The sequence below is a fragment of the Rhodoblastus sp. genome (assembly GCF_041915505.1).
GTDB lineage: Bacteria > Pseudomonadota > Alphaproteobacteria > Rhizobiales > Beijerinckiaceae > Rhodoblastus.
The window spans coordinates 1-6,508 of record NZ_JAYSBG010000198.1; the positions used below are offsets into that span (position 1 = coordinate 1).

Annotated in this window: 4 protein-coding genes; all 4 read right to left on the reverse strand. The window is 65.0% G+C overall.

Annotated elements, in window-relative coordinates; genetic code table 11:
* A partial coding sequence (gene lpdA / locus ACE3S9_RS12665; protein ID WP_374546827.1) for a dihydrolipoyl dehydrogenase occupies positions 1 to 1,716 on the reverse strand: 1,716 nt, incomplete at its 3' end.
* 12 nt (positions 1,717 to 1,728) lie between these two features.
* A complete protein-coding gene (aceF, locus tag ACE3S9_RS12670) occupies positions 1,729 to 3,036 on the reverse strand; it encodes a dihydrolipoyllysine-residue acetyltransferase (protein ID WP_374546828.1) in 1,308 nt (435 codons plus the stop codon).
* A gap of 52 nt (positions 3,037 to 3,088) precedes the next feature.
* Positions 3,089 to 5,749, reverse strand: coding sequence for a pyruvate dehydrogenase (acetyl-transferring), homodimeric type (gene aceE / locus ACE3S9_RS12675; RefSeq protein WP_374546829.1), 2,661 nt, complete (start codon positions 5,747 to 5,749; stop codon positions 3,089 to 3,091).
* Between the two features lie 166 nt (positions 5,750 to 5,915).
* The coding region (locus tag ACE3S9_RS12680) for a lactate utilization protein C (RefSeq protein ID WP_374546830.1) at positions 5,916 to 6,508 on the reverse strand (593 nt) is incomplete at its 5' end.

Below are 6,508 nucleotides of genomic sequence, written 5' to 3' on the forward strand. Positions count from 1 at the left end.
CTTCTTCTTGGGTGGGATCAGGTCGGTGATCGTGCCCTCGAACAATTCCGCCGCGAGGCCGATGGTCTCGGACAGGGTCGGATGCGGGTGGATGGTCAGGCCGATATCCTCGGCGTCCGCGCCCATTTCGATGGCCAGCGCGGCTTCCGCGATCAGGTCGCCGGCGCCGGGGCCGACAATGCCGCAGCCGATCAGGCGCTTGGTCTCCTCGTCGAACAAAGCCTTGGTCGCGCCTTCGTCGCGGCCGAGCGACAGGGCGCGGCCGGAGGCCGCCCAGGGGAAGGTAGCCTTACCGAATTTAAGGCCCTTGGCCTTGGCCTCGGTCTCGGTCACGCCCACCCAGGCCACTTCCGGGTCGGTATAGGCGACAGAGGGGATGACCTTGGCGTCGAAGGCGGCCTTGTGGCCGCAAGCCACTTCCGCCGCGACCTTGGCCTCATGGGTCGCCTTATGGGCGAGCATGGGTTGGCCGACGATGTCGCCAATGGCGAAGATATGCGGGACCTGGGTGCGCATCTGCTTGTCGACGGCGATGAAGCCGCGCTCGTCGGGGATGACGCCGGCGGCCTCGGCGTTGATGAGCTTACCGTTGGGCTTGCGGCCCACGGCGACCAGCAGCTTGTCGAACACGTCGTCGCTCTTCGATCCATCGGCGGCCTCGAAGGTCACGCGCAGGCCGGCGGGCTCCGCCGCGACGGCGACTACCTTGGTCTTGAGCAGGATCTTCTCGTATTTCTTGCCGATGCGCTTGGCGAGCGGATTGACGATATCCTTGTCGGCGCCGGGGATGATCTGGTCCATCAGTTCGACGACCGTGATCTTCGAGCCGAGCGCATTATAGACCGTGGCCATTTCCAGCCCGATGATGCCGCCGCCCAGCACCAGCAGGCGCTTGGGAACGTCCTCCAGCTCCAGCGCGCCGGTCGAATCGATCACGCGCGGGTCGTCATGCGGGATGAAGGGCAGGGTCACCGGCTCCGAGCCGGCCGCGATGATCGCCTTGTCGAAGGTCACGAGCTTTTTCGAGCCGTCTTCGGCGGTCACTTCGAGGCTGTTGGGCGAGGCGAAGGCGCCCTTGCCGGTGACGACCGTCACCTTGCGCTGCTTGGCCATCGAGCCGAGGCCGCCGGTCAGCCGCTTGACGACGCCTTCCTTCCAGCCGCGCAGCTTGTCGAGGTCGATCGCGGGCGCCGGGAAGCTGATGCCGCCTTCGCCCATTTCATGGGCCTCTTCGATCACCTTGGCGGCGTGGAGCAAAGCCTTGGAGGGAATGCAGCCGACATTGAGGCAAACGCCGCCCAGCACCGGCCAGCGCTCGACCAGCACCACCTTGGCGCCGAGATCGGCGGCGCGGAAGGCGGCGGAATAGCCGCCCGGACCCGCGCCGAGCACCAGCACTTCGGCGTGCAGATCGCCCCCGGCGGGGGCGGGAGCGGGCGCGGCGGCGGCTTTGGCTGGTTCGGGAGATCCGGCCGCCGCCGCCGCGCCTTCCAGAAGCAGAATGACGGAGCCTTCGCCGACCTTGTCGCCGACCTTGACCTTCAGCTCCTTGACCACGCCCGCGACCGGCGCGGGCACTTCCATGGTGGCCTTGTCGGATTCCAGCACGATCAACGGGTCTTCCGCCTTGATCGCGTCGCCGGCCTTGACCAGCACTTCGATGATCGGCACTTCCTTGAAGTCGCCGATATCGGGGACTTTGATTTCCTGAGTCATGTCAGCCCCCAATCACAACGCAAGCCGGCGGACGTCTTCGAGCAGCACGGCCAAGGCGCGCGCGAAACGCGCGGCCGCCGCGCCGTCGATGACGCGATGGTCATAGGACAGGCTCAAAGGCAGCATCAGGCGCGGCACGAAGGCCTCGCCGTTCCAGACCGGCGCCATTTTCGAGCGCACCACGCCGAGGATCGCGACTTCCGGCGCATTGACGATCGGGCTGAAGCCCGTGCCGCCGATGCCGCCGAGCGAGGAGATCGTGAAGGTCGCGCCGGACATGTCGGCGGGGCCGAGCTTGCCGTCGCGCGCCTTGGCCGAAAGCTCGCCCAATTCCTTCGAGATTTCGAGCACGCCCTTCTGGTCAACATTCTTGATGACCGGCACGACGAGGCCTTCCGGCGTGTCGCAGGCGAAGCCGATATGCCAGTATTTCTTGTGGATCAGGGCGTCCTTGGCCGGGCTCAGCGAGGAGTTGAAGTCCGGGAACTGCTTCAGGATCGAGACGCTGGCCTTCATCAGGAAAGGCAGCAGCGAGACGCGGTAAGGTTTTTTGGCCGCCTTGCCCGCATCGTCCAGCTCCTTGCGGAACTTTTCGATTTCGGTGATGTCGGCCTCGTCCTGCTGGGTGACGGCCGGCACGTTGAGCCAGGCGCGGTGCAGGAAGGGACCGGACAATTTCTTGATGCGCGAGAGCGGCTTTTCCTCGATCGGACCGAATTTCGAGAAATCGACCGCTGGGATTTCCGGAATGCCGGCGCCGCCGGAGACGGCCGCCGCCGGGGCGGCCTTGCCGCCGGACAGGAAGGCCTTGACGTCCTCCTTGGTGACGCGGCCCTTTTCGCCGGTGCCCTTGACCTTGGTCAGGTCGATATCGAGTTCGCGCGCCAGCCGGCGCACGCCGGGCGAAGCGAAGACGGAAGCGAAATCGGCCAGGCCGCCCTGCGGGCCGACCAGCGGCACGGGGCCGCCGACCGGCGCCGAAGCGAGCTTGCCCGCGTCGAGATCGGTCACCGCGATCGGCTCCGACTTTGCTGCGGCCGGCGCGGCGGCGGGGGCGGGGGCTGCGGCCGGGGCGGCGGCGCCCTCGGCGGCGAGGGTCAGGATGAGCGAGCCTTCCCCGACCTTGTCGCCGAGCTTGAGCAGCAATTCGCCGACTACGCCCGCCGCCGGCGAAGGCACTTCCATGGTGGCCTTGTCGGATTCCAGCACGATCAGCGGGTCTTCCGCTTTGACCGTATCGCCGGCCTTGACCAGGATTTCGATCACAGGGACGTCTTTGAAATCGCCGATGTCCGGCACTTTCACTTCTATCTTGGACATTTTTTCAAACCTTGGAAGAATAGAACGAGGGGGCGGAAAGCGAAGGGCGGTTTCAGGCGTGCATCGGGTCCCGTTTCTCGGGATCGATGTGGTAAAGCTCGATCGCGTCGGCGACTTTTTTCGCCGGCAGCAATTGGGCGTCCGCCAGCGATTTCAGCGCCGCCACGGCGACGAAATTGCGGTCCACCTCGAAAAACGAGCGCAGCTTGCGGCGGTAATCGGAGCGGCCGAAGCCATCGGTGCCGAGCACCTTATAGGCGCCGGGCACATGGCCGCGGATCTGCTCGGCATAGGAGCGGATGTAATCGGTCGAGGCGATTACAGGGGAGACTCCTCGTGCGGAAAGCTGCTGCGTGACATAGGGAACGCGCGGTTCCTCCAGCGGATGCAGCAGGTTCCAGCGTTCGCAGGAATCGGCCTCGCGCTTGAGTTCGGTGAAGCTGGTCACGGCGAAAATATCGGCGTGGATGCCGAAATCGCGCTCCAGCAATTCCGCGCCGGCGATGACCTCGCGCAGGATCGCGCCCGAGCCGAGCAGGGTCACTTTCTTCTCCTTGGGCGTGCCCTCGGGCGCGGCCTTGAAAAGATACATGCCCTTGACGATGCCTTCCTCCGCGCCTTCCGGCATGGCGGGATGCTCGTAATTCTCGTTGAGCAGGGTGAGGTAGTAATAGACGTCCTCGCCCTTGCCATACATGCGCTCCAGTCCGTTCTGGACGATGACCGCGACTTCATAGGAGAAGGTCGCGTCATAGGAGACGCAGTTCGGGACGGTCGCCGAGAGGATGTGGCTGTGGCCGTCCTCATGCTGCAGGCCTTCGCCGTTCAGGGTGGTGCGGCCCGAAGTGCCGCCGAGCAGGAAGCCCCTTGCGCGCAGATCGCCCGCCGCCCAGGCGAGGTCGTGGACGCGCTGGAACCCGAACATCGAATAATAGATGTAGAACGGGATCATCGGCGTGTTGGAATGCGAATAGGAGGTCGCCGCCGCGATCCACGAGGCCATGGCGCCGGCCTCGTTGATGCCTTCCTGCAGCATCTGGCCGGAGCGGTCTTCCTTGTAGTACGAGAGCTGGTCGGCGTCCTGCGGGCGGTAAAGCTGCCCGACCTGCGAGAAGATGCCATATTGCCGGAACATGCCCTCCATGCCGAAGGTGCGGCTCTCATCCGGCACGATCGGCACGATGCGCTTGCCGATGTTCTTGTCGCGCAGCAGATGGTTGAGCACGCGCACGAAGGCCATGGTGGTCGAGATTTCGCGGCCTTCGGTCGATTTCAGCTGCGGCTCCAGCGACGACAGCGGCGGGATGATGAGCGGCTCACTCTGGCGGCGGCGCGCCGGCAGATAGCCGCCGAGCGCCTTGCGCCGCTCGTGCAAGTAATTGTCTTCCTCGGAGCCCGCCGGGAATTTGATGAAGGGCAGGTGCTCGATCTCGCTGTCGGCGACCGGGATGGAGAAGCGGTCGCGGAATTGCTTCAGCGCCTCCAGGTTCATTTTCTTGGCCTGATGGGAAATCATCTGGGCCTCGCCCGCCGAGCCCATGCCATAGCCCTTGACGGTCTTGGCGAGGATCAGGGTCGGCTGGCCCTTGTGCTCCACGGCGGCCTTGTAGGCGGCGTAGACCTTGCGGGAATCGTGGCCGCCGCGGGTCAATTTCCAGATCTTGTCGTCAGACCAATCCTTGACCATGGCGGCGGTCTCTGGATAACGGCCGAAGAATTTCTCGCGGATATAGGCGCCGTTCTTGGACTTGAAGTCCTGATATTCGCCGTCGACGCATTCTTCCATCAACTGGCGCAGGCGCCCCGTGACGTCCTTGGCGAGCAATTCGTCCCAGCCCGAGCCCCAGACCAGCTTGATGACGTTCCAGCCGGAGCCGCGGAAATCGGCCTCCAGCTCTTGGATGATCTTGCCATTGCCGCGCACCGGGCCGTCGAGGCGCTGCAGGTTGCAATTGATGACGAAGATCAGGTTGTCGAGCTTTTCGCGTCCGGCCAACGAAATGGCGCCGAGCGATTCCGGCTCGTCCATCTCGCCGTCGCCCATGAAGGCCCACACCTTGCGCTCATGGGTGTCGATCAGGTTGCGGCCTTCGAGATAGCGCATGAAGCGCGCCTGATAGATCGCCATCAGCGGGCCGAGGCCCATCGAAACGGTCGGGAATTGCCAGAAATCCGGCATCAGCCAGGGATGCGGATAGGAGGAAATGCCGTGGCCGTCGACCTCCTGGCGGAAATTTAGCAATTGCTCCTCGCTCAACCGGCCTTCCAGGAAGGCGCGGGCGTAAATGCCGGGCGAGGAATGGCCCTGAATGAACAACAGGTCGCCGGCGTGCTTGTCGTCCGGCGCGCGCCAGAAATGCATGAAGCCGACGTCGTAAAGCGTCGCGGCGGACTGGAAGCTGGCGATATGGCCGCCGAGTTCGGACGAGACCTTGTTGGCCTTCAGCACGATGGCCGCCGCGTTCCAGCGGATCGCCGCGCGGATCTTGGTCTCGATATGGCGGACGCCCGGATGCTCCGGCTGCTGGTCCGGCGGAATGGTGTTGATATAGGCGGTGTTCCAGGCGAAGGGCAGTTTCGCGCCATTCTTGCGCGCTTCCGAGACCACCTCGCCGAGCAGGTTGTCGACCCGCTCCACGCCTTCATATTCCTGCACCGAATTGAGGGCTTCCAGCCACTCGCGCGTTTCGGCGGATGCGTCGGATTTTTCCATTTGAGGCTCCCTTGGTGCGGATCGCTTCGCCGGGCTTCCCCCGCCCGGCTCCCTGAATGGCGCGGCCGGTCGCGGCCCCGCATTGTTTTGGCGAATGATAGGCGGCGATTTTTGCCGATGCTTCTCAGCAATTTGTCTCGACTTCGCGTCTCGACGGTCGGCCGGCTCAGTTGAAGATCACAATATGCAGCCTCCCCGGCCCATGCGCGCCGCGCGCCAGAACGCCTTCGATATCGGTGGTGCCGCTCGCGCCGGTGATGAAATTGACATTGCGCGGGACCGGCCGGCCCTTGGCGAAATCGGCATAGTCTTCCATGCGCGGCAGCAGCGTTTGCGCGTCGAGCGCGACGAGATGATGCAAGGGCAGGAAGCCGAACAAAGTCGGCGCCTCGGGGGCGGAATGGAACACCAGCGAGCCGGTCTCAGCCACGCCGCACAGCGCGATGCCGACCGCCAGCGCGGTGTCGCGGCGCAGCGGCGCGTCCGGGCGCAGATCGCCCCAGCCGAGCTGTTCGAGACGCGGATCGGGCTGCAAGGCGAATTCCGGCGCGAGGCCATTGGCCGCGACGTAGCGCGCCACGACGCCGGGCAGATCGGAGAGCGTCGCAAGGCGCTCCACGGTCGCGCCGACCTTTTCGGCGCTTGCGTGCGCGGTGAACACGGCGGCGAGATCACCGGCTTCCTGCGGCGGCAAGGCGCGTTTCATCGTCTCGGAACAGGCCTGCGCCTCGGCCGCGATCGCCGCCGGCGCCGCGCCAT

Bases quoted from the DNA above. Each gene is read 5' to 3' on its own strand.
- aceF (WP_374546828.1), bottom strand. From the start codon at position 3,036: ATGTCCAAGATAGAAGTGAAAGTGCCGGACATCGGCGATTTCAAAGAC.
- aceE (WP_374546829.1), bottom strand. From the start codon at position 5,749: ATGGAAAAATCCGACGCATCCGCCGAAACGCGCGAGTGGCTGGAAGCC.